Genomic DNA, 23,981 nt, shown 5'->3' on the forward strand with positions numbered 1-23,981 from the left:
CTTGGAAAAGCCGGTTGGAGAGGATTTGTTAAGCATCCGATCCCTATCAAGGTTGTCATGTACACGTTGTTTCACCACCCGTTCTGCCCGCTGTCGCGGTTCGTCCGCCTGGCCCTGGGAGAACACGGCCTGGATTTGCGGCTGGTGGAGGAGCGCCCATGGGAGCGGCGCGCCGCGTTCCTGGCGCTCAACCCGGCCGGAACCACGCCGGTGCTGATCGCCGACGCCCGCCCGGCGATTCCCGGCGCCGGGGTGATCTGCGAGTTCCTCGACGAAAGCCACGGTCCGAGCTTGGGCGACCGCAGGCTGCTGCCGACCGTGATGGACGACCGCATCGAGGTGCGGCGGCTGGTGTCGTGGTTCAACGAAAAGTTCTTCGAGGAGGCCAGCGGCCCCTTGGTGACCGAGCGGATCTACAAGCGCTTCATGAGCGAGGAGGACGGCGGCGGCCCGCCGGCGATGGACGTGATCCGCGCCGCGACCGCCAATGTGCGCTATCATCTAGCCTATATCGGCTGGCTGGCGCGCACCCGCAACTTTCTCGCCGGCGATCAATTGAGCTACGCAGACCTTGCCGCCGCGGCGCATCTGTCGGCGATCGACTATCTGGGCGACGTGCCATGGACCGAGGACGAAGCCGCAAAGGCGTGGTACGCGCGGGTGAAATCCCGGCCGTCGTTCCGCCCGCTGCTGAGCGAATGGCTGGCCGGCGTGCCGGCCTCGCGCACCTACGTCGATCTGGATTTCTGAACGCGCCGGGCAATCGTCGCAGGGCGACCGCATCAGCGGCACCTTCGACTGCCTCGTCATGAGCGAGAGCCTGAGCGATTCGCTACGCGCGCAAGCCGGCGCGCTCGGCTTCGACGCTGTCGGGGTCTGCGGCGTCGATGCGATCGAAGGAATTAGCAAAAGGCTCGACGCGTTTCTCGACGCCGGCCTGCATGGCGACATGGACTGGCTGGCGAACCATCGCGACCGCCGTGCCGATCCGCGGGTGCTTTGGCCGCAGGCGCGCTCGGTGATCATGCTGGGGATGAATTACGGCCCCGACGCCGATCCGCGGGCGATCCTCGGGGCGCACGGGCAAGGCGCGATTTCGGTCTATGCGCAGGGCGACGATTATCACGAACTGATCAAGCCGCGGCTGAAGCAGCTGGCGCGCTGGCTGATCGCGCAGGCCGGCGGCGACGTCAAAGTGTTCGTCGACACCGCGCCGGTGATGGAGAAGCCGCTGGCTGCGGCCGCCGGGCTCGGCTGGCAGGGCAAGCATAGCAATCTCGTGTCGCGCGAACTCGGCTCCTGGCTGTTTCTCGGCGCGATTTTTTCCACGCTGGAGTTGCCGCGCGACACGCCCGAGATCGATCATTGCGGCTCCTGCCGGGCCTGCCTCGATGCCTGCCCGACCGACGCGTTCGTCGCGCCGTACCGGCTCGATGCGCGGCGCTGCATCTCCTATCTGACGATCGAGAACAAGGCTGCGATCCCGCGCGAATTCCGCCGTGCGATCGGCAACCGCATTTACGGCTGCGACGATTGTCTCGCGGTCTGCCCGTGGAACAAGTTCGCCGCGGTCGGCCGCGAGACCAAGCTCGCCGCCCGCGAGGCGCTGCGGGCGCCGTCGCTGGCGGATTTGGCGCGGCTCGACGACGCGGCGTTTCGCGCGCTGTTTGCCAAATCGCCGATCAAACGCATCGGCCGCGACCGCTTCCTCCGCAACGTGCTGATCGCGATCGGCAATTCAGGTGACGCCAGCCTTGTGGCCGAGGCCGAGCGGCTCGCGAGCGACGACAACCCGCTGGTCCGCGGCGCCGCGGTGTGGGCGCTCTCGCAATTGCTGGCAGCGGAGCGGTTCACCTCACTCGCGACCCATCACCTCGCCCACGAACACGACGACGCTGTGCGCGCTGAGTGGCAACACAACTAACTGTCATCCCGGGGCACGAGCAGCGAAGCTGCGAGTGAACCCGGGATCCAGTACTCACCGCCCTGGAATACTGGATTCCGGGTTCGCTCGTGGCTCACGCCACTCGCGCCCCGGAATGACAGCTTTGTTTTTGGTTCGACGCAGCCATTCCAGTAGCCATTCCACGGAAGGCCGATCAAGCGGTGTTGCGAGGGCCAGCGTGATCCGTCAGCCGTGACCATGGTGCCAAAGCCCTAATAAATCCGCCCTCACGCCACCGGCAGATCAGTCCGCCGCGGCACGTCGATCAGCTCCGGCCGTGGGCCGCTCAGGCGCTTATGCATGTGCACCATGAACGCCATGCCGAAAAGCGGCGTCGCCAGGTTGACGATCGGGATCGATACGAAGGCGGCAATCACCAGACCGGCCATAAACACTGTGGTGCCGTATTCCTTGCGCATCGCCTTGGCCTCGGCCACCGGGCGAAACCGCATCGCCGCGAGCTCGAAATATTCCCGGCCGAGCAGCCAGGCGGTGGCGATGAAGAACGCGATGAAGCCCGCGCCGGCGACGAACACGAACGGCAGCGCCAACAGATAGACCAGAATGGTCAGCAGCGCGGCCTTGGTGCTTTCGGTGATCGCGCGGCCGAACGGCAGCGCGACGCCGGGCCGCTCGTCGGGATAGTATTCGCGCTCGACGTGTTCGGCGACGTCGTCGACGAAGAAGCCGGCCACCAGCGAGGTCACCGCCGGCATCAGGAACACCGCGCCGAGCACCACGCCGAGGCCTGCGGCGATCGACAGGATCCAGGCCAGGATGTTGAGCGGGGCGTGGAAGCTGGAGCCGAGCGCGGTCTCCGCCCAGACCTCGCCGGATTCCGCGAACCAGCTCAGCGCGCGCTGCAGCCCGATCGCCATCACGGTGATCAGCACCAGGGCGAAGCCGATCGAGCGGTACAGGATGGCGCGCATCGGCGGCGCCAGGATCTGGGTCAGGGCCTTGATGGCGGCGTCGAGCATGATCGCGAGGTCCTCTGTGGAAATCCTCGCCAGAGGTAGCCATGTCGATCGGCTTCGACAAGAGGCGCCGCCGCCGCGCTAGGCGACGCGCTCGCGGCGCGGCAGCTGCGCCGGGACATAATCGACCACGGTGAAATGCTCGGTGACGCGGACGCGTTCGACGAGGGCTGCGTCTGGGGCCTGCCGCGGCGGCGGGTCAACCGCCTCGGCGGCGTGCTGCGGCGGCGGCTCGATCGCGCCGTGAAACGGATCGGCCGGGTCCGGCACCTCGCTCAGCGGCTTCTGTTTGTCGGCCCAATGCAGCGCGGTGTAGTCGAAGCCGCTGACGATGGTCGGCTTGACGATGTTGAAATACGGCGAGATGTCGAAGTCGCGCGGCATGTACAGCGACGAATCGCGGATCTGCAAGATCTCGCGGCGCGCGGCGCGGGAGCCGGCGCGGGTGACCTTCGGCAGGATCGGGTAGCGCACCGAATCGAACGCCTGCGCGATCAGCGCCGAACAGATGATTTTCGTCGGATCGCCGGAGCCGAGCGCAATCAGCCGCCGCCGCCAGCGCTGCGGCACCGGCAACGGAAACAGATAGCGCATCAGGTCGAGGATGTTCTTGGTGTCGTAACCGAAGCCGATCCGGTTGATGGCGTAGCGGCACACCGTGTTGCGGTCCTCATGCGACAGCCCGACCGGGCGGCACAGCCTTGTGTGATAGGGAAAGTAGCGCGACAACGGCGAGGTCTCGACGCCTTCGCCGATATTGGCCTCGATCAGCACATGCGGCTCGCCGTCGGGCTCCGCGGCGCCGTCGATCGGGCCGACATAGAGGGCGGCGTGCGACCAGGTCGACTGCGTCAGATATTTGATGATGCCGGAGACCCGGTTGTTGCCTTCGACCAAGAGCACGTCGCCGGGCTGCATGCTGGCGCGCAGATGGTCGGGATCGCTCGGGGTGAACGGCTCATAGCCCGGCACCTCCTTCTGAAGGTAATCCGCGATCAACTTGCCGATTCGATCCAACACGACGCCCATGAGCGCTGTCTCCGGCTGCCTGCCTGCCAGCCCGGAGCATGGGCACAAGCCGTTGCAATTTGGTTCATTTGCCTCAGCATCGCCTGAACCATTGCGTAACCATGTTGCTGGCCAAGCCGCGATGCGGCAAGTTCGCTGCGATCACCCTCGAACGTCAAGTTGCGGAAACCCCTGATGACGATGTCTCGCCGCGAGTTCCTGTCGGCGTCGGCGGCCCTGGCGCTGACTCCCGCGCTGCGCGGCATCGCCTTCGCCGCGCCGTTGCCGCGCGAGGCCGACGTGGTGGTGATCGGCGCTGGCGCCGCCGGCATCGCCGCGGCGCGCCGCATCGTTGCCGCCAATCGCAAGGTGATCGTGATCGAAGCCGGGACGCAGATCGGCGGCCGCTGCCTCACCGACAACGCCAGCTTCGAGGTTCCGTTCGATCGCGGCGCGCGCTGGCTGCACAATCCCGACAGCAACCCGATGATCAAGCTCGGCCGCAGCGTCGGGCTCGACGTCGCGCCGGCGCCGCCCGGGCAGCGGCTGCGGATCGGCCGCCGCAACGCCCGCCCGGGCGAGACCGAGGATCTCTTGGCCACCCTGGTGCGCGCCAACCGCGCCATCGACGACGCCGCCCGCAAGGCCGATCTGTCCTGCGCCGCGGCGCTGCCGAAGGACCTCGGCGACTGGGCGGCAACCGTCGAGTTTCTGCTCGGACCCTACGCCTCCGGCAAGGACCTGAAAGACCTCTCGGCGCTCGATCAGTTCCGCGCGCAGGATCGCAACGCCATGGTGGCGTGCCGCCAGGGGCTCGGCACCATGATCGCCAAGCTCGGCGAGGGGTTGCCGGTGGCGCTGTCGGCGCCGGCGACGCGAATCACCTGGAGCGGCCGCGACGTCGGCGTCGAGACCGCGGCCGGGCGCATTGCAGCCCGCGCGGTGATCGTCACGGTCTCGAGCAACGTGCTGGCGTCCGGCGCCATCAAGTTCAGCCCGGAGCTGCCGAAGCGGCAGCTCGACGCCGCCGCCAAGCTGACGCTCGGCAGCTACGATCACGTGGCGCTGTTGTTGTCCGGCAATCCGCTCGGATTGCCCAAGGACGAGATCATGATCGAGCAGAGTAGCGACGCCCGCACCGCCTTCCTGGCCGCCAATATCGGCGGCAGCTCGCTGTGTACGGTCGACGTCGCGGGCGGCTTCGGCCGTGACCTCGCGGCGCAGGGCGAGGCGGCGATGATCGATTTTGCCAAGGAATGGCTGAGCAAGCTATTCGGCAGCGATGCGGTGGCCGATGTCAAGAAGGCGGTTGCGACGCGCTGGAATGCGCAGCCCTTGGTGCAGGGCGCGATGTCGGCGGCGGTGCCGGGCGGGCAGTCGTCCCGTCGGGTTTTGAGCGAACCGATCGGGCCGTTGTTTTTAGCCGGCGAAGCCACCCACGAGACGCTGTGGGGCACCGTGGACGGCGCCTGGGACAGTGGCGAACGCGCCGCCGACGCCGCGCTGAAGCGGCTCGGCGGGGTGAAGACCGATCAGCCGGCGCAGCCGGCGGCGCGCAAGCCGAAGCAGCGCCGCGAGCGGGGTGCCACGGGCGCCAATGCCGGCGAGCTCGGCTGGCCGGGGAGGCGCTGATCGGGTTGCGGACGGCGCGCCGCTCAGAGCCTGCTGAACCTGCTGTCGAGCCGATCGGGCACTTGGCCACCACGTCATGGCCGCGCTCGTCGCGGCCATCCACGCCCACTGGCGAGGCTTCTGATGTTTCCGTGGGTGGCCGGGACAAGCCCGGCCATGACGCGGAGAGGGCGCGGGGATCCAGAATCTCTCCCCGCGTAGCAAGCCGGATCGTGCGCGTCCCGTCGCGCCTCGGGATGACGGGCCCAACTCAGCCCCGCAGCACGCCGCCGGTCTTCTTGGTGACTTCGGCGACGATCTTGCCGCCGATCGCGTCGATTTCCTGATCGGTCAGGGTCTTGTCGCGCGGCTGAATCGTCACCGCGATGCCGACCGACTTTTTCGCCTCGTCGATGCCCTTGCCTTCATAGACGTCGAATACCGCGACGCCGGTGATCAGCTTCTTGTCGACGCCCTGCGCGGCGCGGACGATGTCGCCGGCGCGAACAGAGCGATCGACGATGAAGGCGAAGTCGCGCGACACCGGATGGAATGCCGACAACTCCAGCGTCGGCTTGGCACGCGTGGCCTTCTGCTTGCCCTCGGGAATCCGATCGAGAATCACCTCGAAGGCGAGCAGCGGGCCGTCGGCGTGCAGGGCTTCCAGCGCGCGCGGATGCAGCTCGCCGAAATAGCCGAGCACGTTCTGCGGGCCGATCTGGATCGCGCCGGAGCGTCCCGGATGCAGCCAGCCCGGCAACGCCTTGCCGGTGACGATCTGCAGCGCCTGCATCGGACAGCCGGCGGCGGCCAAGACCGCGAACGCATCGGCCTTGGCGTCGAATGCGTCGGCCGGCGCCGCGCCCGACCAATGCCGGCCGAGCCCCTTCGACGAGGCAAAGCCGTGGCGCACGCCGGAGGCGGCGACGAATTGATCCTGCGGCTGGTCGCCCTTGAACACTTGCCCGACCTCGAACAGCGCCAGATCGGAGTTGCCGCGATCGGCATTGGCCTGCGCCGCGGCGATCAGCCCCGGCAGCAGGCTCGGCCGCATGTCGGAAAGATCGGACGCAATCGGATTGGCCAGCGCCAGTTCGGGCTGCCCGCCGCCGAACAACGCGGCCTGCGGCTTGGAGATGAACGACCAGTTGACCGCCTCGACCAGGCCGCGCGCCGCCAGCGCACGCTTGGCGCGGCGGGTGCGCAGCTGGATCGGGGTCAGCACCGGCTTGCGCGGGTTCTCGCCGCGCTCGAACGGCGTCAGCGGCACCTTGTCGACGCCGACGATGCGGACGATTTCCTCGACCAGATCGGCCTTGCCGTGGACGTCGCTGCGCCACGACGGAATCGCCACCTTCACGGTCTGGCCGGAGCCCGCAACCATGAAGCCGAGCCGGCTGAGGATGCGACGGGCTTCCGGCAGCGCCACGTCGATGCCGGCCAGCCGCTTCACTTCGGCGAGCGGGAAGTCGATCAACCGATCGTCGCCGAACGGGTTGCCGACCACGACGATCTCCGATGGCGTGCCGCCGCAGAACTCCAGCACCAGTTTGGTGGCGAGCTCCAGCCCCGGCACCATGAAGGCCGGATCGACGCCGCGCTCGAAGCGATAGCGCGCGTCCGAATTGATGCCGAGCCGGCGCCCGGTCTGCGCGATGTTGATCTCGTTCCACAACGCCGATTCGATCAGCACGTCGGTGGTCTCGGCCGAGCAGCCCGAGGCCTCGCCGCCCATGATGCCGGCCAGCGATTCGACGCCGGTCTCGTCGGCGATGACGCAGACCTTGGGATCGAGCGTGTAGGTCTTGCCGTCGAGCGCCAGCAGGGTTTCGCCGTCGCGGGCGGCGCGCACGGTGAGGTCGCCCTTGACCTTGGCGGCGTCGAACACATGCAGCGGCCGCGAACGGTCGAAGGTGAGGTAGTTGGTGATGTCGACCAGCGCGTTGATCGGCCGCAGCCCGATCGAGGTGAGCCGCTGCTGCAGCCACTCCGGCGACGGGCCGTTTTTCACGCCACGCACCAGCCGCATCGCGAAGCCGGGACAGAGCTTGTCGTCTTCCACGGCGACTTTCACCGGGCAGGGGAATTCGCCCCGGATCGGCTTGATGGCGTGATCGATCAACCTGCCCATGTCGGCGGCGGCGAGATCGCGGGCGATGCCGCGCACGCCGGCGCAGTCCTGCCGGTTCGGCGTGAGGTTGATGTCGAGCACCGGGTCGCCGAGCTTGGCCCATTCCGCGTAGGAGACGCCGACCGGGGCGTCCGCCGGCAATTCGATGATGCCGTCGATGCCGTCGGGCAATGCCAGTTCGCCGGCCGAGCACATCATGCCCTGGCTCTCGACGCCGCGGATGGTGCCGACGCTGATGGTGAAATCCTTCGCCGGAATATAGGTGCCAGGTGCTGCGAACACCGTCTTCAATCCGGCGCGGGCATTCGGCGCGCCGCACACCACCTGCAACGGCTCACCAGCTCCAGTATCGACCTTGCAGACCCGCAGCCGGTCGGCGTTGGGATGCTGCTCGGCCGAGATGATCTGCGCGATCGAGAACGGCTTCAGCAGCTTGGCCTTGTCCTCGATGCCTTCGACCTCGAGCCCGATCATGGTGAGCTTGTCGGCGAGCCGCTCCAGCGATTCGTCGGTGTCGAGATGGTCCTTCAACCAGGAGAGCGAGAATTTCATGATGCTCGGTTCTTGAATAGGAGGTGGGCCGCCAGGGTTCGGCGATCGTCGGATGAAAGTTGTTCGATCGCCGCGGCGACGTCGCGGGCCTGATCGACGAGTTCGCGTGCGCGTTTAACGGTAAAGACGCCTTTGGTGGGAGGCAGATAGTCGGCCTTGTGCCGCTCGCTTTGCAGCAGAATCACGGTCGTTCCGATTTCCCGAAGGTTGTCGCGGTCCTTCAACGGGCCGGTCGCGAAGGCGCTCTTCAGCGGCCCGTGGTCCAAAGCGCGATACACCCGGACATATTCTTCGGCTGCATCGTCAGACAGCAACGCCCCAGCGCTCGATTTAGCAAGGCTGTGGAAGACCGCATAATACGCCGTGCTCACCGCCCGCCGCCGAAACGCGCCGCTGCGGCCGCCGCGCTCCAGCAGCAACTCCGCGGCGTCGAGCAATCGCGATACCATCGTCGGCGAGGCCATGATCTAGTTCACGTCCTCGTCGATTTGCTGGTCGCCGAGGTATTCGCCCTCGAGCAGCACGAACCGCTGCTCGCCTTCGCGCAACAGCGCGGTGCGGATTTCGTGCATCGACTTGCTGATCGCTTTGGTCGGCGCGTTCGCATCGGTGTAACGAGCCTTGATGCGGACGACGGGACTGCCGTCGAAGTCGATTTCAGAGCGTACTTCTGAACCTTGAAATCCGAACGCACCAAGATTGTCTCTTAGGATCCGTGACGCAATCTGTTCGATGTCATTGTCGTTCATGGGATCACTCCGCCGTGGTCAGCAGCATACCACAGACAATCACGGGTTGCTCAATCCCCCGGCCAGCGTCGGCACGTCGAGCGGTTTGAAGCCGTAGTGATTGAGGAAGCGGACGTCGCCTTCGAACAATTGCCGCAAATCGCTCATGCCGTATTTCAGCATCGCGATGCGGTCGATGCCCATGCCCCAGGCGAAGCCCTGATAGACTTCCGGATCGATGCCGCAGGCGGTCAGCACGTTGGGGTGCACCATGCCGCAGCCGAGAATCTCCAGCCAGTCCTCGCCCTCGCCGAAGCGGATCTCGCCCTTGTCGCGGCGGCACTGGATATCGACTTCCAGCGACGGCTCGGTGAACGGGAAGAACGACGGCCGGAACCGCATGTTGATGTTGTCGACCTCGAAGAACGCCTTGCAGAACTCGTGCAAAATCCATTTCAGGTGGCCGAGATGCGAGCCCTTGTCGATGACGAGGCCCTCGACCTGGTGAAACATCGGTGTGTGGGTCTGGTCACTGTCGCTGCGATAGGTGCGACCCGGACAGATCACCCGGATCGGCGGCTTCTGCGACAACATGGTACGCACCTGCACCGGCGAAGTGTGGGTGCGCAGCAAGAGGCGCGAGCCGTCCGGCTTCGGGTTGAAGTAGAAGGTGTCGTGCATCTCGCGCGCGGGATGGCCTTCCGGGAAATTCAGCTTGGTGAAGTTGTAGTCGTCGGTCTCGATGTCCGGGCCTTCGGCGATCGCAAAGCCCATGTCGGCGAAGATCGTGGTGAGTTCGTCCATCACCTGGCTGAGCGGATGAATCCGGCCCTGCTCGGCGGGCGTCTCGCGCAGCGGCAGCGTGACGTCGATGGTCTCCGAGGCCAGCCGGGCGTCCAGTGCTGCGTTCTTCAGAATGTCGCGCCGCGCGGCGAGCGCATCGCTGACCACGGTTTTGGCGAGGTTGATTGCAGCGCCCTCGGTCTTGCGCTCCTCCGGCGACATCTTGCCGAGCGTGGCAAGCAATGCGGAGATCGAGCCCTTCTTGCCGAGGGCCGCGACGCGCACGGCTTCGAGCGCGGCTTCGTCGGAAGCCTCGGCGACGGCGGCGAGAATTTGCGATTGCAGGTTTTCGAGAGTCGACATTGGCGAGCGCCCCGGTCTCCCAGCTCCCCTGGAGGGGAGGTCGATCCGCTCAAACGGACCGGTGGGGATGATGAAAATCGGGGGCGCGTGCGGATCGGCAGGACACCCCACCCCGAACGTCACACAGCGACGCTTTGAGCATCGCTGTGCCATTCGCACCCTCCCCTGGAGGGGAGGGTCAACAGGGTAACGCCGCGAGAGCGGCGCTAAACCTTTACGCCGCGAGCGCGGCCTTGGCCTTCTCGGCGATCGCCAGGAACGCCGCCGGTTCGGTGATCGCCAGATCCGACAGCACCTTGCGGTCGACCATCACGCCGGACTTGGCGAGGCCGTTGATGAACACGCTGTAGGTCATGCCGAGCGGACGGACCGCGGCGTTGATGCGCTGGATCCACAACGCGCGGAACGTGCGCTTCTTGCGCTTGCGATCGCGGAACGCATACTGGCCGGCCTTGTCGACGGCGGCCTTGGCGGTGCGGATGGTGTTCTTGCGCCGGCCGCGGAAACCCTTGGCGAGCTTGTAGACTTTCTTATGCTTGGCGTGAGCCGTCACACCGCGTTTGACGCGAGCCATGACTGATCTCCTTCATCTGAAATTGGTGGAATGACCGCGCGGACGCGGCCTGATGAGGTCGCCGCTCACAGAGCGGCTTGAACGGTCAGGCGTTCGGCAGGAAATACTTCTTGATGTTTTCGCCGTCGGTCTTGAACAGAATGCGCGTGCCGCGCAGCTGACGAATCTGCTTCTTCGTCCGCTTGATCATGCCGTGGCGTTTGCCGGCATGGGCCGACACAACTTTGCCGGTGCCGGTTACTTTGAAGCGCTTTTTGGCGCCCGATTTGGTCTTCAGCTTGGGCATTTGGCTCTCCTATTCCGACGCGCAAGAGTCGCCCGCGAGGGCGGCTGGCCGGCTAAAATGCTCGTTAGAGCGTTGAAAGTGCTCAGTTAAAGTCCTATCGGACGCAACCGGCACGGACATCGACACGGCAGCCCTTGATCAGCCGGGCGATGAAGGTTGCGCTTATGGCAGAGCGGCGTCAGATTGGCAACGATTAACGCCAACGATATGGCAGGGGCCGCTCGCCTCACCACGGGCGATGCCCCCTTTGCAGGGAGCCCGACGCCGATGCTGACGCGACCGCTCACTCATTCTGCCGAATTTGCACGGTCTGCCGCGGCGCCGTGGCTGCTGACAGCGGCGCTTGTGGTCGCGGTGATAGGCGCGGCCGGCGACGCCGAAGCAAAGCACGCCCGGCGCGCGCCGGCCGGGCTCTATGACGGGATCTGGAACGTGGAATTCGCCACAGAGGCCGGTAATTGCAGCTCGGGCTACCGGGTGCCGTTCACCGTCCGCGGCCGCCTTGTGTCATCGGCCGGCGGCGGCAAGGTCACCGGCGGCATCGGCCGCGGCGGCGCGGTGTCGGTGCGGGTCTCGGTCGGCGCTTCGGTCGCCAGCGGCAACGGCCGGCTCGCCGGCAATGTCGGCGCCGGGCGCTGGAGCGGGCTGATTTCCGGCGATCGCTGCAGCGGCGCCTGGCAGGCCACGCGCGGTTAGCTTTCAGCCCGTGTCCCGGACGCGGTGCGGCGCACTTGCGCCGCTCCGCAGATCCGGGACCGTTACGAATGCCGGCATCGCGGCCAAGCTGGCGGGGAGTTGCGCTTTCGACGTCACGGCCCCGGCTCGTGACTAACCACGCCGAAAGCGGCGCGGTCAGTCACGTCCGGGGTACGGTGAACTTAAGCGGCGCGTTGCGCTGCGTCCGGGCACGAAGCTGAGCCCCACAAGAAAACGGCCCGCCAGAAATCTGACGAGCCTGAATTCTGTCGGTGATGTCGGACCGAAACCGCGATCAGCGCGGCGCCAGGACCATGACGACCTGACGGCCTTCGAAACGCGCGTCCTGCTCGACCTTGGCGTATTCGGCAACGTCGTTCTTGACCTTGTCGAGCAGCTTGGTGCCGATCTCCTGATGCGCCATTTCGCGGCCGCGGTAGCGCAGGGTGATCTTCACCTTGTCGCCTTCTTCGAAGAACCGCTGCATCGCCCGCATCTTCACTTCGTAGTCGTGATCGTCGATCATCGGGCGGAGCTTGATCTCCTTGATCTCGACGATCTTCTGCTTCTTGCGGGCTTCGGCAGCCTTCTTCTGCGCCGAGTATTTGAACTTCCCGTAGTCCATGATCTTGCATACGGGAGGATTGGTATTGGGCGAAATCTCAACCAGATCCATGCCCGCCTCGGCGGCCATCTTGATCGCGGCGATCGTTTCGATGGTGCCATGATTCAGGCCCGTCTGATCGATCAGCTGGATCTCGTGGTTGCGGATTTCATCATTGGTGCGCGGCCCGTCTTTGGTTGCGGCGGGCGGGGCTCTGTTGGGACGGCGAATGGGTGGCTCTCCAATGTTGTGAACGAAGGCGGCGGATGATCAACCAGGTGTTAGCGGCTTGTTCGATCAGTCATGCGCTGTAACATAGTTACGAGCGGGATCGGACGCAAAAAAGCGCAGTCCACGGGGCTGATCGGCCGACAGTGTGAAGGAAACCGCAACCGCGGGCAAGCGACCAGACGCGGAATAGCGGCAAAACCATCGTCTAAGAGGCTTTTTGGCAATGCGGACGGTCCGTTGTCCGCGTGCGGTCGGGAACTTTTCCCGGCAGGGGACGTCCCCGCGCCCGTGGCCCAGGGCGGCTGCGTTGACGAAGCCGCGGCGCTGCAGCAAACAACGAAAAACGAGGTGAGTGATGAGCGGTGCAGCCATTGATCTAGCGATCGCCATGCCGTCGTCGATCGAGGTCGGCGAAGGACGCGAACAACGCCGGATCGCGGTCCGCGCCCGCGCGGCGACGGGCGGCGGGCCGGGGATTTTCTGGCTCGGCGGCTTTCACTCCGACATGACCGGCACCAAGGCGGTGGCGCTCGACGGCTTTGCCGCCGAGACCGGCCGGGCCTGCGTGCGGTTCGATTATTCCGGCCATGGCGAATCCGGCGGCGCCTTCACCGAGGGCAGCATCAGCCGCTGGCTCGAGGAAAGCCTCGCGGTGTTCGGGCAGTTCTGCGACGGCCCGCAGATCGTGGTCGGCTCCTCGATGGGCGGCTGGCTGGCGCTGCTGCTGGCAAGGCTGCTCGCCGGACAGCCGGCATCCCGTGCGGGCATCGCCGCGCTGGTGCTGATCGCGCCGGCGGCGGATTTCACCGAGGCGTTGATGTGGAACGGGTTTTCGCCGGAGATTCGCGCCCAGATCGAGACTACAGGCTCATGGCTGCGGCCGTCGGAGTATGGCGAACCCTATCCGATCACCCGCACGCTGATCGAGGACGGCCGCAAGCACCTGCTGCTCGGCAGCGCGATCGAGCTCGGCTGCCCGGTGCGCATCCTGCAGGGCCGGCAGGACCCCGACGTGCCGTGGCGCCACGCGTTTACGCTCGCCGAGCGGCTGCCCTGCGACGACGTGGTGCTGACCATGATCCCGGACGGCGACCACCGATTAAGCCGCCCGCAGGACATCGAACGGCTGATCACCACGGTGAAGGAATTCGTCTGAGGTCAGCCGGCCGAGGCCGTCACACGGTCTTTTCCGGCCAGCGGCACAGGTCGTTGATCAGGCAGACCTCGCAGCGCGGTTTTCGTGCCAAGCAGGTGTAGCGCCCGTGTAAAATCAGCCAGTGATGCGCGTGCAGCATGAACTCGGGGGGAATCACCTTCTCCAGCCCGAGTTCGACCGCGAGCGGGGTGTCGCCGGGAGCGAGGCCGGTGCGGTTGGCGACGCGAAACACGTGGGTGTCGACCGCCATGGTGCGCTCGCCGAACGCCATGTTGAGCACCACATTGGCGGTCTTGCGGCCGGCGCCGGGCAGCGTCTCGAGTTCGGCGCGGCTGCGCGGCACCTCGCCGCCGAACTCCGCGATCAGCTTCTGCGACAGCGCGATCACGTTCCTCGCCTTGTTGCGGTAGAGCCCGATGGTCTTGATGTAGTCGCGCACCGCGTCTTCACCGAGATCGAGCATCTTCTGCGGCGTATCCGCGACCGCGAACAGCGCCCGCGTCGCCTTGTTGACGCCGGCGTCGGTGGCCTGCGCCGACAGCACCACGGCCACCAGCAGCGTGAACGGATTGAGATGTTCGAGCTCGCCCTTCGGCTCGGGATTGGCCTTGGCAAAACGGCTGAACGCCTCGCGCACCTCGGCCGCGGACCAGGGTTTTGATCTCGTTTTGGATTTGGCTTGGGGAGCGGGCTTCGCCGCCTTGGCGGCAATCGCCTGTTGGGGGCTGCGGACCGCTTTCGCAACGGGCTTCATCCCGACCTTGGGCTTGGCCGGTGGTTTGGTCAGGGTCTTTGCCATTCGCTCCTCAATAGATGACGTGGCGCGTGCGTCCCGCCGCAAGGCCGGTATAATGATCCGTCATGACCTCGCTTGGCGAACCCACGACCCAGCTGTTCTCGGCGATGCTGACGCCGCACAGGTCGTTGAGCAATACCGGGTTTTGGGCGCTGATGGTTTTCCTCAGCGTGGTGAGTTTCAGTGCCGGGATGGCGTTCTGGCTGCTGGGGGCCTGGCCGGTGATGGGGTTTTTCGGCCTCGATATTCTGGCGGTGTATTGGGCGTTCAAACTGAATTTCCGCAGCGCGCGGGCCAGCGAGGAAATCTCGGTGACGGCGTCGGAATTGCGGGTTCGGCGCATCGGCCACCGCGGTCATGTCGTCGACTGGGTGGCGAACCCGCTCTGGGTGCGGATCGAGCAGAAGGTCGACGCCGGCTACGGCGTCGAAAAGCTCTATCTGGTGACGCGCGGCCGCCGGCTCGGCGTCGCGAGTTTTTTGGGGCCGGCCGAAAAGGCCAGCTTCGCCAAGGCGCTCGCCGGCGCGCTGGAGGCCGCGCGGCGCGGCCTGCTGCATAATCCGTGATTGCGGAATCGACATCGCTGCGATCGGGATTCGGGTGGCCGCGGCCATCGTCCCCGCCTACATCAGAACCATGATGAACCTCGCCGTCACCGATCCCCGCCTCGCCAAGCCCGGCCCGCACGACGCGGGCCTGCAGGATTATGACTGTGTGCGCCGCGCCATCGGCTTCATCTCCGAGCGCTGGCGCGAGCAGCCGGCGATCGAATCCATTGCGGAGGCCGCCGGGGTCACGCCCGACGAACTGCACCTGCTGTTCCGGCGCTGGGCCGGGCTGACGCCGAAGGCCTTCATGCAGGCGCTGACGCTCGACCACGCGAAAAGCCTGCTACGCGATTCCGCCAGCGTGCTCGATGCGGCGCTGGAGAGCGGCTTGTCGGGGCCGGGGCGGCTGCACGATCTGTTCGTGACCCATGAGGCGATGTCGCCCGGCGAATGGAAAAGCGGCGGCGCCGGCATGGTGCTGCGCTATGGCTTGCATCCCTCGCCGTTCGGCACCGCGGTGGTGATCGCCAGCGAACGCGGACTTGCGGGTCTGGCCTTCGCCGATGCTGGCGAAGAGCCCGCGGCGCTCGCCGACATGCAGCGGCGCTGGCCGCGCGCGAGCTACGTCGAAGATGCCGCCGGCACCGCGGCGCTGGCGCAGCGGGTGTTCGACACCAGGCAGTGGCGCGCCGACCAGCCGCTGCGCGTGGTGCTGATCGGCACCGATTTCGAGGTGCGGGTGTGGGAGACGCTGCTGAAGATCCCGATGGGACGGGCGGTGTGCTACTCGGATATCGCGAGCTGCATCGACCTGCCGAAAGCCTCGCGCGCGGTCGGCGCCGCGGTCGGCAAAAATCCGGTGTCATTCGTGGTGCCGTGCCATCGCGCGCTCGGCAAGAGCGGCGCACTCACCGGCTATCACTGGGGCCTCACCCGCAAACGCGCGATGCTGGGCTGGGAAGCCGGGCAGGTCGGGATGGAATGAGTCTTGTGTCCCGGACGCGAGCAGCGCGCTTGCGCTGCGACGCGAGCCGGGACCGTCTCAAGCGCTGCCATCGTAACGACCCCGGATCTGCAGCGCACCACGCCGCAAGAGCGGCGCGCTGCGCTGTGTCCGGGGCTCGCCGAACTTGAGGGCAGTGCCGAATTACTCCGCCAGATCCAGCTTCGAAGCCACGGTGGAATCGGCGTTGAGCCGGTAGACCACCGGCGCGCCGGTGCCGAGTTCGCGTTTCAGGATGCCTTCCGGGGTCAGCTTCTCCAGCACCATGATCAAGGCGCGCAGCGAATTGCCGTGCGCCGCCACCAAAGTGCGCTCGCCGCGCAGCACGCAGGGCAGGATTTCCTGCACGTAGTACGGCAGGGTGCGCGCCAAGGTGTCCTTCAGGCTTTCGCCGCCGGGCGGCGGCACGTCGTAGGAGCGGCGCCAGACGTGGACCTGCTCCTCGCCCCATTTCTTGCGGGCGTCGTCCTTGTTCAGCCCCGACAGATCGCCGTAATCGCGCTCGTTGAGCGCCAGATTCTTCTGCGTCGGCAGCCCGGTCTGGCCGAGCTCATTGAGCATCAGGTCGAGCGTGGTCTGCGCCCGCGTCAGCACCGAGGTGAAGGCCACGTCGAACACCAGCCCCTGGGCTTTCAGCTTCTGCCCGGCGGCCTTGGCTTCGGAAATTCCCTTTTCGGTCAGGCCGGGGTCCTTCCAGCCGGTGAAAAGATTCTTCAAATTCCATTCGCTCTGGCCGTGGCGCACGAGCACGAGAAGACGATCGCTCATTTGGCTGATTTCCAGTTCTGATCAGATGTCGCTGAGGCCGAGCACGTCGGCCATTGAATACAGGCCGGGCCCCTGATCGCGCGCCCACAGCGCGGCCTTCAGCGCGCCATGGGCGAAGATCATGCGGTCCTCGGCCTTGTGGGTGAGCTCGATGCGCTCATAGGGACCGGCGAAGATCACGGTGTGATCGCCGGTGACGGTGCCGCCGCGCAACGACGCAAAGCCGATGTCGCCCGACTTGCGCGCGCCGGTGACGCCATCGCGGCCGCGCGCGGAATGTGTGGCGAGCTCGATGCCGCGGCCGGCCGCAGCCGCTTCGCCGAGCAAGAGCGCGGTGCCGGACGGCGCGTCGACCTTGGCCTTGTGATGCATCTCGACGATCTCGATGTCGAAGCCGGCATCGAGCGAGCGCGCCACCCGCTTGACCAGCGCCGCCAGCAGGTTGACGCCGAGACTCATGTTGCCGGACTTCACCACGATGGCGCGCGAGGTGACGCTCTTGATCACCGCTTCATCCGAGGCGGTGAGGCCGGTGGTGCCGATGACATGGACCAGGCCGCGCTGCGCGGCGATCGCCACATTGGCGATGGTGGCTTCCGGCACGGTGAAATCGACGATGCCGTCGGCCTCGGCCGACAGCGCCCACAGATCCGGCGACAGCTTGACGCCGGAGGGCGGCAGCCCGGCCAGCGTGCCGGCGTCCTGGCCGAGCAGCGGCGAGGTCGGCGCTTCCAGCGCGCCGGCGACCACCGCGCCGGGGGTTTCGGTGATGGCGCGGATCAACGCGCGGCCCATCCGGCCGCCGGCTCCCGCAACGATCAGACGCATGTCGGACATGTTTCGCGGCCCTCGAACTTCAGGCGCGGTATAGCCGGGGCGGGGCGGCCGGGCAACCGAGGCTCTTGATCTTGCTATCGAGGCTTCGGGTGAATTGCCGAGTCCAAGCCATCGGAAACGCTCTCCCCTCCCCCTTGCGGGGAGGGGTCGGGGGTGGGGGTCAACGAGCACGGCGGATTGATTTGTTCGATCGATGTTCAGGTTGGCTGCACGCTGTCGGTCCCGGCCATACTCGCAACGATCGTGACGAAAGAACCCCCACCCCCAACCCCTCCCCGCAAGGGGGAGGGGAGCGCGCTGCCGTCGTGATGAACGCAGTGATTACGTCGCAAGGCTTTGGACGACGTTCCAGCTACGGCTGCGGGCCGTCATAGCCTTCGACGATGACGAGGTCGTTCTCGCCATGCGGTTTGCGGATTGCGACCAGGCGCTGATACTCTTCCGAGTGGTAGCAGGCCAAGGCGGTCTCGTAGTCCTTGAACTCCAGCACCACGTTGCGCGAGCGCGACGAGCCTTCCGGATTCTCGTATTTGCCGGCGCGGACCAGAAACTTGGCGCCGAATTTGTTGAACACCGCGCCGTTCTGCGCGACGTACTCCTTGTAACCGTCCATGTTGGCGACTTCGACGCGCGCGATCCAATAACCCTTGGCCATTATTCCCCCATCAAACCGTTGCGGTTGCGATTTCTTGCACGATGGCGTCCGCCGCGGCCTTGGGATCGGCGGCCTCGACGATCGGCCGGCCGACCACCAGATAATCCGCTCCCGCCATGATGGCCCGCGCGGGCGTCATGATCCGCTTCTGGTCGCCCACCGCGGCGCCCGCCGGGCGGATCCCCGGCGTCACCAAAGCGATGGACGGCCCGACGATGCCGCGCAGATGCGCCGCCTCTTCGGGCGAGCAGACCAGGCCGTCGATACCGATGTCTTGCGCCTGGTGGGCGCGCTGCTCGACCAGTTCGCGCACGCCCAACCGATAGCCGGCCTCTTGCAGATCGGCGTCGTCATAGGAGGTCAGCACGGTGACGGCGAGAATCTTCAAACCCGAATCGCCGCGGGCCGCCACCGCGGCCTTCATGGTCTGCGGATAGGCGTGCACGGTGAGAAAGGTCGCGCCGAGCGCGCTCAGGCTTTCAACGCCGCGTGCGACGGTGTTGCCGATGTCGTGCAGCTTGAGATCGACGAACACCTTCTTGCCGGCGTCGGCGAGCCGGCGCACCATCGGCAGCCCGCCCGCATAAGCGAGCTGGTAGCCGATCTTGTAGAAACTGGCGCTGTCGCCGAGTTTGGCGATCATCGCTTCGGCGGCGTCCACGCTCGGCAGATCCAGCGCCACGATCATGCGGTCGCGCGCGGCAAGCTTCTCACTCATCGGGCTCACTTTGGGGGACTCACTTCTGGGGTCTCACTTCATCTGCTGGGCGAAGTCGATCAACTGCCGCACCATGGCGCGCAGCGCTTCGATATCGGCGGGATGTTTCAGCCGGTCGGTCTCGTTGTAGGCCTGATCGGCGAACGACAGCGCCAGTTGATTCGGAATCACCGTGGCGCGGCAGCCGGTGAGGATCAGCCGCAGCGCCGCCAGACAGCGGCTGCCGCCGAGCCGGCCGGCCGAGGCGGAGGCCAGCGCGAAGGCGCGCTCGCGAAACACCTGGCCCTGGGTCTCGTGCGGGTCCTGCACCCGGGACACCCAGTCGATGGCGTTCTTCAGCAATGGCGGCGGCGCGGAATTGTATTCGGGACTGACCAACAGCACGCCGCGGTGCGCGCCGAGCATCCGCTTCAAATTGATCGCGTTGGCCGGCACGCCGGATTTGGCTTCGAGGTCGGCGTCATAGATCGGCAAGGGATAATCGGCGAGCGAGAGCCGGGTGACCTCGACATCGGCGCGAACCAATTCGTCGATCGCGGCCGCCGCCAGCCGCACATTGAGCGAGCCGGTGCGTAGCGAGCCGGGAATGACGAGGATCTTGACCGCCGACATGGTTCTGATCGCGACTTTGAGGGCCGGAGCCGATGCAGGCTCCTCATTGAGCACGATCCTATCCGAAAACCGGGATCACGCGCGAGATCAGCCCTTGCGATAAACCCAAACCCGGGCCGGCGGAATGTTCATCCAGATCCGCTCCGACGCTTCGGTGGAAACCCCCGGCAGCGATTTCGGAATCGGCGGCGCCACCGAATAGGTGAACTGCACGAAGGGGGCGCCCGGCGTCAGCATCGCGAACGCATCGCGAATCAGGCGCAGCCTCGTCAGCATCGGCTTGGTGACCAGCGGCAACCCGGACACCACCGCCGCGGCCGGCGCGGCGAGGATCTTCCACAGCGAGTCGCGCAGCCGATAGGCATCGCCCTGCACTACGGTGGCTTGCGGATAACGGTCGCGCAGCAGCGCGCAAAAACTCGGATTGTATTCGACCAGCACCAGCCGCTTCTGGTCGACGCCGTGCGCGATCAGCGCGTGGGTGATGGCGCCGGTGCCCGGCCCCAATTCGATCACCGGGGCGTCGGAATCGATCTCGACATAATTCGCCATGGTGCGCGCCAGCACTTTGCCGGACGGCATCACCGCGCCCATGTGGAGGGGTTTTTCGATCCATGAGCGGAGAAAACGGACCTCGTCGTCGAGACGAGGCGGCTTTTTCACCGCACGCACGGAAGATTGCAGAGCCATTTTGGCTACCAGGCGGGCCGGTTCAAGAAGTGTCAAATTTCTGTTACAAGACGTATAGGTAGCGTCCCTAGCGGTCAAGCCAAACGGTCAGCTAGCTGCTCCGCGCGTACCGAAGAAGTCCTTGACCTTGGTAAAGAAACCAGCGGCTTCCGGTTGCGTGGCGCCGGAGGATAATTTTTCGAACTCGGCGAGCAACTCCTGTTGCCGCTTGGTCAGGTTCTGCGGCGTCTCGACCACCACCTGGACGTACATGTCGCCCATCTGCCGGGAGCGTAGTACCGGCATGCCCTTCGCCGCGATGCGGAAGCGCCGGCCGGACTGGGTGCCGGACGGCACCTTTACCTTTGATTTACCCTTGTCGATGGTCGGCACTTCGATCTCGCCGCCGAGCGCGGCCGCGACCATCGAAATCGGCACCCGGCAATGCAGATCGGCGCCGTCGCGCTGGAAGAATTCGTGGTTGGCCAGCGACAGGAAAATGTACAGGTCGCCCGGAGGGCCGCCGCGCAGACCGGCCTCGCCCTCGCCGGCGAGCCGGATTCGGGTGCCGTCCTCGACGCCCTGCGGAATGTTCACCGACAACGTGCGCTCGCGCTCGATGCGGCCGGCGCCCGAGCAGGTCGGGCAGGGATCCTCGATCATCTGGCCGCGGCCCTGGCAGCCGGGGCAGGTGCGCTCCAGCGTGAAGAAGCCCTGCGCCTGACGCACCCGTCCGGCGCCGCCGCACATCGAACAGGTCTTCGGCTTGGTGCCGGCCTTGGCGCCGATGCCCGAACAATCCTCGCAGGTCACCGAGACCGGAATCTCGATCTGCGCGGTCTTGCCGACGAAGGCGTCCTCGAGGGTGATTTCCATGTTGTAGCGCAGATCGGCGCCGCGCTCGCGGCCGGTGCCGCGGCCACCGCGCTGCCCGGCCATGCCGAACAGGTCTTCGAAAATATCCGAGAACGACGAAGCGAAGCCGGCGCCGAAGCCGGGGCCGCCGGCGCCGCCCTGCTCGAAGGCGGCGTGGCCGTAGCGGTCGTAGGCGGCGCGCTTGTCGCCGTCCTTCAACACTTCATAGGCTTCGTTGATTTCCTTGAAGCGGGTCTCGCTGGTGGCATCGCCGGGATTGCGGTCCGGGTGCCATTTCATCGCCAGCTTGCGAAACGCCGCCTTCAGGCTGGGCTCGTCGGCGGTCCGCTCGACTTCGAGGGTTTCATAGTAGCAGCGTTTGGTGGTGGACATCCGTCAAATCCGCCTGAAGTTTGTCCCGATCCCGAGAGCATTCCGAGGAACGCGTCGTCAAAGGATGCAACGCAAAACATAAAATCCGCCGGCACAGTCCACCGGCCCCGAAAGAAAATGGCCCCCGACCGTTCAGACGCGCTACGCGCTTCCGAGGGTGGGGGCCACGTTCATGGCAGCATCACGCCGACTTCTTCGGCTTGTCGTCGTCGACTTCGGTGAATTCGGCGTCGACCACGTCGTCCTTGGCGGCATCCTTGGCGGCGTCGGCCTCGGCCTGCTGCTTGTACATCGCCTCGCCGAGCTTCATCGAAGCCTGCGCCAGCGTATTGGACTTGGTCTTGATCGCCTCGGCGTCGTCGCCCTTCAAGGCTTCGCGCAGGTCGCCCAGCGCGTCCTCGATGGCGCGGCGTTCGCCCTCCTCGACCTTGGAGCCGTGTTCGGCCAAAGCCTTTTCGGTGGTGTGAACCAGCGCGTCGGCGTGGTTCTTGGCGTCCACCGCCTCGCGGCGCTTCTTATCTTCGGCGGCGTTGATCTCGGCGTCCTTGACCATCTTGTTGATGTCGGCTTCGGACAGACCGCCCGAGGCCTGGATCCGGATCTGCTGTTCCTTGCCGGTCGCCTTGTCCTTGGCCGAGACGTTGACGATGCCATTGGCGTCGATGTCGAAGGTGACCTCGATCTGCGGCATGCCGCGCGGCGACGGCGGAATCCCCATCAGGTCGAACTGGCCCAAGATCTTATTATCGGCGGCCATTTCGCGCTCGCCCTGGAATACCCGGATGGTGACCGCATTCTGGTTGTCTTCGGCGGTCGAGAACACCTGGCTCTTCTTGGTCGGGATCGTGGTGTTGCGCTCGATGATGCGGGTGAACACGCCGCCCAGCGTCTCGATGCCGAGCGAAAGGGGCGTGACGTCGAGCAGCAGCACGTCCTTGACGTCGCCCTGCAGCACGCCGGCCTGGATCGCGGCGCCGATGGCGACGACTTCGTCCGGGTTGACGCCCTTGTGCGGCTCCTTGCCGAACAGCTGCTTCACGACTTCCTGCACCTTCGGCATGCGGGTCATGCCGCCGACCAGCACCACTTCGCCGATTTCACCAGCGGTGAGGCCGGCGTCCTTCAGCGCCTTGCGGCACGGCTCGATGGTCTTCTGCACCAGGTCGTCGACCAGCGCTTCGAACTTGGCGCGGGTCAGCTTCATGGTCAGATGCTTCGGACCGGACTGGTCCGCGGTGATGAACGGCAGGTTGATTTCGGTCTGGGTGGTCGACGACAATTCGATCTTGGCCTTTTCGGCGGCTTCCTTCAGCCGCTGCAGCGCCAGCTTGTCGTTGCGCAGGTTGATGCCCTGCTCCTTCTGGAATTCGTCGGCGAGGTAGCTGACCAGCCGCATGTCGAAGTCTTCGCCGCCCAAGAACGTGTCGCCGTTGGTCGACTTCACTTCGAACACGCCGTCGCCGATCTCCAGGATCGAGACGTCGAAGGTGCCGCCGCCGAGGTCGTACACCGCGATGGTGCCGGCCTTCGCCTTGTCGAGGCCATAGGCCAGCGCGGCCGCGGTCGGCTCGTTGATGATGCGCAGCACTTCAAGCCCGGCGATCTTGCCGGCATCCTTGGTGGCCTGACGTTGCGCGTCGTTGAAATAGGCCGGCACGGTGATCACCGCCTGATCGACCTTGGCGCCGAGATGGGCTTCCGCGGTCTCCTTCATCTTCTGCAGAATGAAGGCCGAGACCTGCGAGGGCGAATAGGTCTTGGTGTCGGCTTCGACCCAGGCGTCGCCGTTACCGGCTTTGACGATCTTGTAGGGGACGAGCTTCTTGTCCTTCTCGACCATCGGGTCGTCATAGCGGCGGCCGACCAGGCGCTTCACCGCAAAGAAAGTGCGCTCGGGATTGGTGACCGCCTGGCGCTTCGCCGGCTGACCGACCAGCCGCTCGCCGTCATCGCTGAACGCGACGATCGAGGGGGTCGTACGCATGCCCTCGGCATTCTCGATGACTTTCGGCGCCTTGCCGTCCATGACGGCGACGCACGAATTGGTTGTGCCGAGATCGATCCCAATGACCTTTCCCATGGTCCTCATATCCTTCTTTTTGCGGCAGGTTGGCTGGGCCCTGACGGCGCACCAATCCGAACCCCCAAATATTGAATTGCTCGCGATATTGCGGCGGTACGCCTCATATAGGAGGGGGGGTCGGGGCTGCAAGGACCGGACGCAACCTTGGCTTACGAAAACCCTATGCTTTGAAAGATCGTGTCGCCGCGCCGGGCCGACGGGCTCTGCAACGCCGGCAATTAGCCCGCGCGGCTCATTATAAAGTCCGGCGGCGATCCGCGTCGGACAGGCTCCGTGAGGGTTGCGCAAACTGCCGCAGCGCCCCCTGCCGTCGGCGAAATCGGTTGATCCCCCGCGCCGGATGATCGACATTGCGCAGCCGTTAGCGCAGCGCACAACGGCGGTCCTTTCGACCATCGA

Annotated in this window: 25 protein-coding genes; 7 read left to right on the forward strand and 18 right to left on the reverse strand. The window is 65.8% G+C overall.

From position 1 onward, the window contains the following. Positions 1-57: 57 nt before the first annotated feature. On the forward strand, positions 58-750 hold the full coding sequence (locus HNR60_RS15795; protein WP_184259168.1) for a glutathione S-transferase family protein: 693 nt from the start codon (positions 58-60) through the stop codon (positions 748-750). A 58-nt stretch (positions 751-808) separates the two neighbouring features. Then, entirely contained in the window at positions 809-1,924 is a 1,116-nt protein-coding gene (queG, locus tag HNR60_RS15800) for a tRNA epoxyqueuosine(34) reductase QueG (RefSeq protein ID WP_184259170.1), read from the forward strand. Between the two features lie 248 nt (positions 1,925-2,172). On the opposite strand, the gene HNR60_RS15805 is transcribed toward queG, so the two are convergent. Together HNR60_RS15805 and HNR60_RS15810 are read right to left on the reverse strand one after the other, a co-directional pair. Next, positions 2,173-2,925, reverse strand: coding sequence for a sulfate transporter family protein (locus HNR60_RS15805; protein WP_184259172.1), 753 nt, complete (start codon positions 2,923-2,925; stop codon positions 2,173-2,175). A 78-nt stretch (positions 2,926-3,003) separates the two neighbouring features. Then, the gene (locus HNR60_RS15810; protein ID WP_184259174.1) at positions 3,004-3,951 is read right to left on the reverse strand and encodes a YiiX/YebB-like N1pC/P60 family cysteine hydrolase; all 948 of its coding nucleotides are present in this window, start codon (positions 3,949-3,951) and stop codon (positions 3,004-3,006) included. 174 nt (positions 3,952-4,125) lie between these two features. Here HNR60_RS15810 and HNR60_RS15815 point away from each other — a divergent pair, with 174 nt between their 5' ends. Beyond that, entirely contained in the window at positions 4,126-5,562 is a 1,437-nt protein-coding gene (locus tag HNR60_RS15815; RefSeq protein ID WP_184259176.1) for a flavin monoamine oxidase family protein, read from the forward strand. A 250-nt stretch (positions 5,563-5,812) separates the two neighbouring features. Here HNR60_RS15815 and pheT read toward each other — a convergent pair whose 3' ends face one another. The 6 genes from pheT to rpmI all read right to left on the reverse strand — a co-directional run bounded on the left by pheT (position 5,813) and on the right by rpmI (position 10,958). Next, on the reverse strand, positions 5,813-8,224 hold the full coding sequence (pheT, locus tag HNR60_RS15820) for a phenylalanine--tRNA ligase subunit beta (protein ID WP_184259178.1): 2,412 nt from the start codon (positions 8,222-8,224) through the stop codon (positions 5,813-5,815). Then, a complete protein-coding gene (locus HNR60_RS15825; protein WP_184259180.1) occupies positions 8,221-8,688 on the reverse strand; it encodes a hypothetical protein in 468 nt (155 codons plus the stop codon). The genes pheT and HNR60_RS15825 overlap by 4 nt, the downstream gene beginning before the upstream one ends. A gap of 3 nt (positions 8,689-8,691) precedes the next feature. Next, the gene (locus HNR60_RS15830; protein ID WP_184259182.1) at positions 8,692-8,973 is read right to left on the reverse strand and encodes a hypothetical protein; all 282 of its coding nucleotides are present in this window, start codon (positions 8,971-8,973) and stop codon (positions 8,692-8,694) included. A 39-nt stretch (positions 8,974-9,012) separates the two neighbouring features. Next, a complete protein-coding gene (gene pheS / locus HNR60_RS15835; protein ID WP_184259184.1) occupies positions 9,013-10,098 on the reverse strand; it encodes a phenylalanine--tRNA ligase subunit alpha in 1,086 nt (361 codons plus the stop codon). A 214-nt stretch (positions 10,099-10,312) separates the two neighbouring features. Next, positions 10,313-10,672 carry a 50S ribosomal protein L20 gene (gene rplT, locus HNR60_RS15840; protein ID WP_011470931.1) on the reverse strand — a complete coding sequence of 120 codons (360 nt, stop codon included), beginning with the start codon at positions 10,670-10,672 and terminating at the stop codon, positions 10,313-10,315. Positions 10,673-10,757: 85 nt separating this feature from the next. Continuing rightward, positions 10,758-10,958 (reverse strand): 50S ribosomal protein L35, encoded by a 201-nt coding sequence (gene rpmI, locus HNR60_RS15845; RefSeq protein WP_011470932.1) that lies wholly within the window; start codon positions 10,956-10,958, stop codon positions 10,758-10,760. 267 nt (positions 10,959-11,225) lie between these two features. Here rpmI and HNR60_RS15850 point away from each other — a divergent pair, with 267 nt between their 5' ends. Next, entirely contained in the window at positions 11,226-11,654 is a 429-nt protein-coding gene (locus HNR60_RS15850) for a hypothetical protein (protein WP_184259186.1), read from the forward strand. Between the two features lie 295 nt (positions 11,655-11,949). Here the strand turns inward: HNR60_RS15850 and infC are convergent, their stop codons facing one another. After that, the gene (gene infC, locus HNR60_RS15855; RefSeq protein WP_041801265.1) at positions 11,950-12,489 is read right to left on the reverse strand and encodes a translation initiation factor IF-3; all 540 of its coding nucleotides are present in this window, start codon (positions 12,487-12,489) and stop codon (positions 11,950-11,952) included. A gap of 355 nt (positions 12,490-12,844) precedes the next feature. On the opposite strand from infC, the gene HNR60_RS15860 reads away from it, so the two are divergent. Next, complete coding sequence (locus HNR60_RS15860; protein ID WP_184259188.1) at positions 12,845-13,645, forward strand: alpha/beta hydrolase; 801 nt, start codon at positions 12,845-12,847, stop codon at positions 13,643-13,645. Positions 13,646-13,664: 19 nt separating this feature from the next. Here HNR60_RS15860 and nth read toward each other — a convergent pair whose 3' ends face one another. After that, on the reverse strand, positions 13,665-14,444 hold the full coding sequence (gene nth, locus HNR60_RS15865) for an endonuclease III (protein ID WP_184259190.1): 780 nt from the start codon (positions 14,442-14,444) through the stop codon (positions 13,665-13,667). A gap of 62 nt (positions 14,445-14,506) precedes the next feature. On the opposite strand from nth, the gene HNR60_RS15870 reads away from it, so the two are divergent. Then, complete coding sequence (locus HNR60_RS15870; protein WP_184259192.1) at positions 14,507-15,007, forward strand: DUF2244 domain-containing protein; 501 nt, start codon at positions 14,507-14,509, stop codon at positions 15,005-15,007. A 70-nt stretch (positions 15,008-15,077) separates the two neighbouring features. After that, complete coding sequence (locus HNR60_RS15875) at positions 15,078-15,974, forward strand: methylated-DNA--[protein]-cysteine S-methyltransferase (protein ID WP_184259284.1); 897 nt, start codon at positions 15,078-15,080, stop codon at positions 15,972-15,974. 162 nt (positions 15,975-16,136) lie between these two features. Here HNR60_RS15875 and HNR60_RS15880 read toward each other — a convergent pair whose 3' ends face one another. The 8 genes from HNR60_RS15880 to dnaK form a co-directional block, all read right to left on the reverse strand. After that, a complete protein-coding gene (locus HNR60_RS15880; protein WP_184259194.1) occupies positions 16,137-16,760 on the reverse strand; it encodes a 2,3-bisphosphoglycerate-dependent phosphoglycerate mutase in 624 nt (207 codons plus the stop codon). Between the two features lie 21 nt (positions 16,761-16,781). Further along, positions 16,782-17,597 carry a 4-hydroxy-tetrahydrodipicolinate reductase gene (gene dapB / locus HNR60_RS15885; protein ID WP_184259196.1) on the reverse strand — a complete coding sequence of 272 codons (816 nt, stop codon included), beginning with the start codon at positions 17,595-17,597 and terminating at the stop codon, positions 16,782-16,784. A gap of 352 nt (positions 17,598-17,949) precedes the next feature. Further along, positions 17,950-18,252 carry a DUF1330 domain-containing protein gene (locus HNR60_RS15890; RefSeq protein WP_184259198.1) on the reverse strand — a complete coding sequence of 101 codons (303 nt, stop codon included), beginning with the start codon at positions 18,250-18,252 and terminating at the stop codon, positions 17,950-17,952. A gap of 10 nt (positions 18,253-18,262) precedes the next feature. Further along, positions 18,263-18,970, reverse strand: a complete 708-nt coding sequence (pyrF, locus tag HNR60_RS15895; RefSeq protein ID WP_210313601.1) for an orotidine-5'-phosphate decarboxylase — start codon at positions 18,968-18,970, stop codon at positions 18,263-18,265. 33 nt (positions 18,971-19,003) lie between these two features. Next, positions 19,004-19,582, reverse strand: coding sequence for an NADPH-dependent FMN reductase (locus HNR60_RS15900; RefSeq protein WP_184259202.1), 579 nt, complete (start codon positions 19,580-19,582; stop codon positions 19,004-19,006). Between the two features lie 87 nt (positions 19,583-19,669). Next, on the reverse strand, positions 19,670-20,272 hold the full coding sequence (locus tag HNR60_RS15905) for a class I SAM-dependent methyltransferase (protein ID WP_184259204.1): 603 nt from the start codon (positions 20,270-20,272) through the stop codon (positions 19,670-19,672). Between the two features lie 87 nt (positions 20,273-20,359). Further along, a complete protein-coding gene (gene dnaJ / locus HNR60_RS15910; RefSeq protein WP_184259206.1) occupies positions 20,360-21,499 on the reverse strand; it encodes a molecular chaperone DnaJ in 1,140 nt (379 codons plus the stop codon). Positions 21,500-21,680: 181 nt separating this feature from the next. Further along, on the reverse strand, positions 21,681-23,579 hold the full coding sequence (gene dnaK / locus HNR60_RS15915) for a molecular chaperone DnaK (RefSeq protein WP_184259208.1): 1,899 nt from the start codon (positions 23,577-23,579) through the stop codon (positions 21,681-21,683). Positions 23,580-23,981 lie beyond the last annotated feature (402 nt).

It is taken from the genome of Rhodopseudomonas rhenobacensis, assembly GCF_014203125.1.
Lineage (GTDB): Bacteria > Pseudomonadota > Alphaproteobacteria > Rhizobiales > Xanthobacteraceae > Rhodopseudomonas_A > Rhodopseudomonas_A rhenobacensis.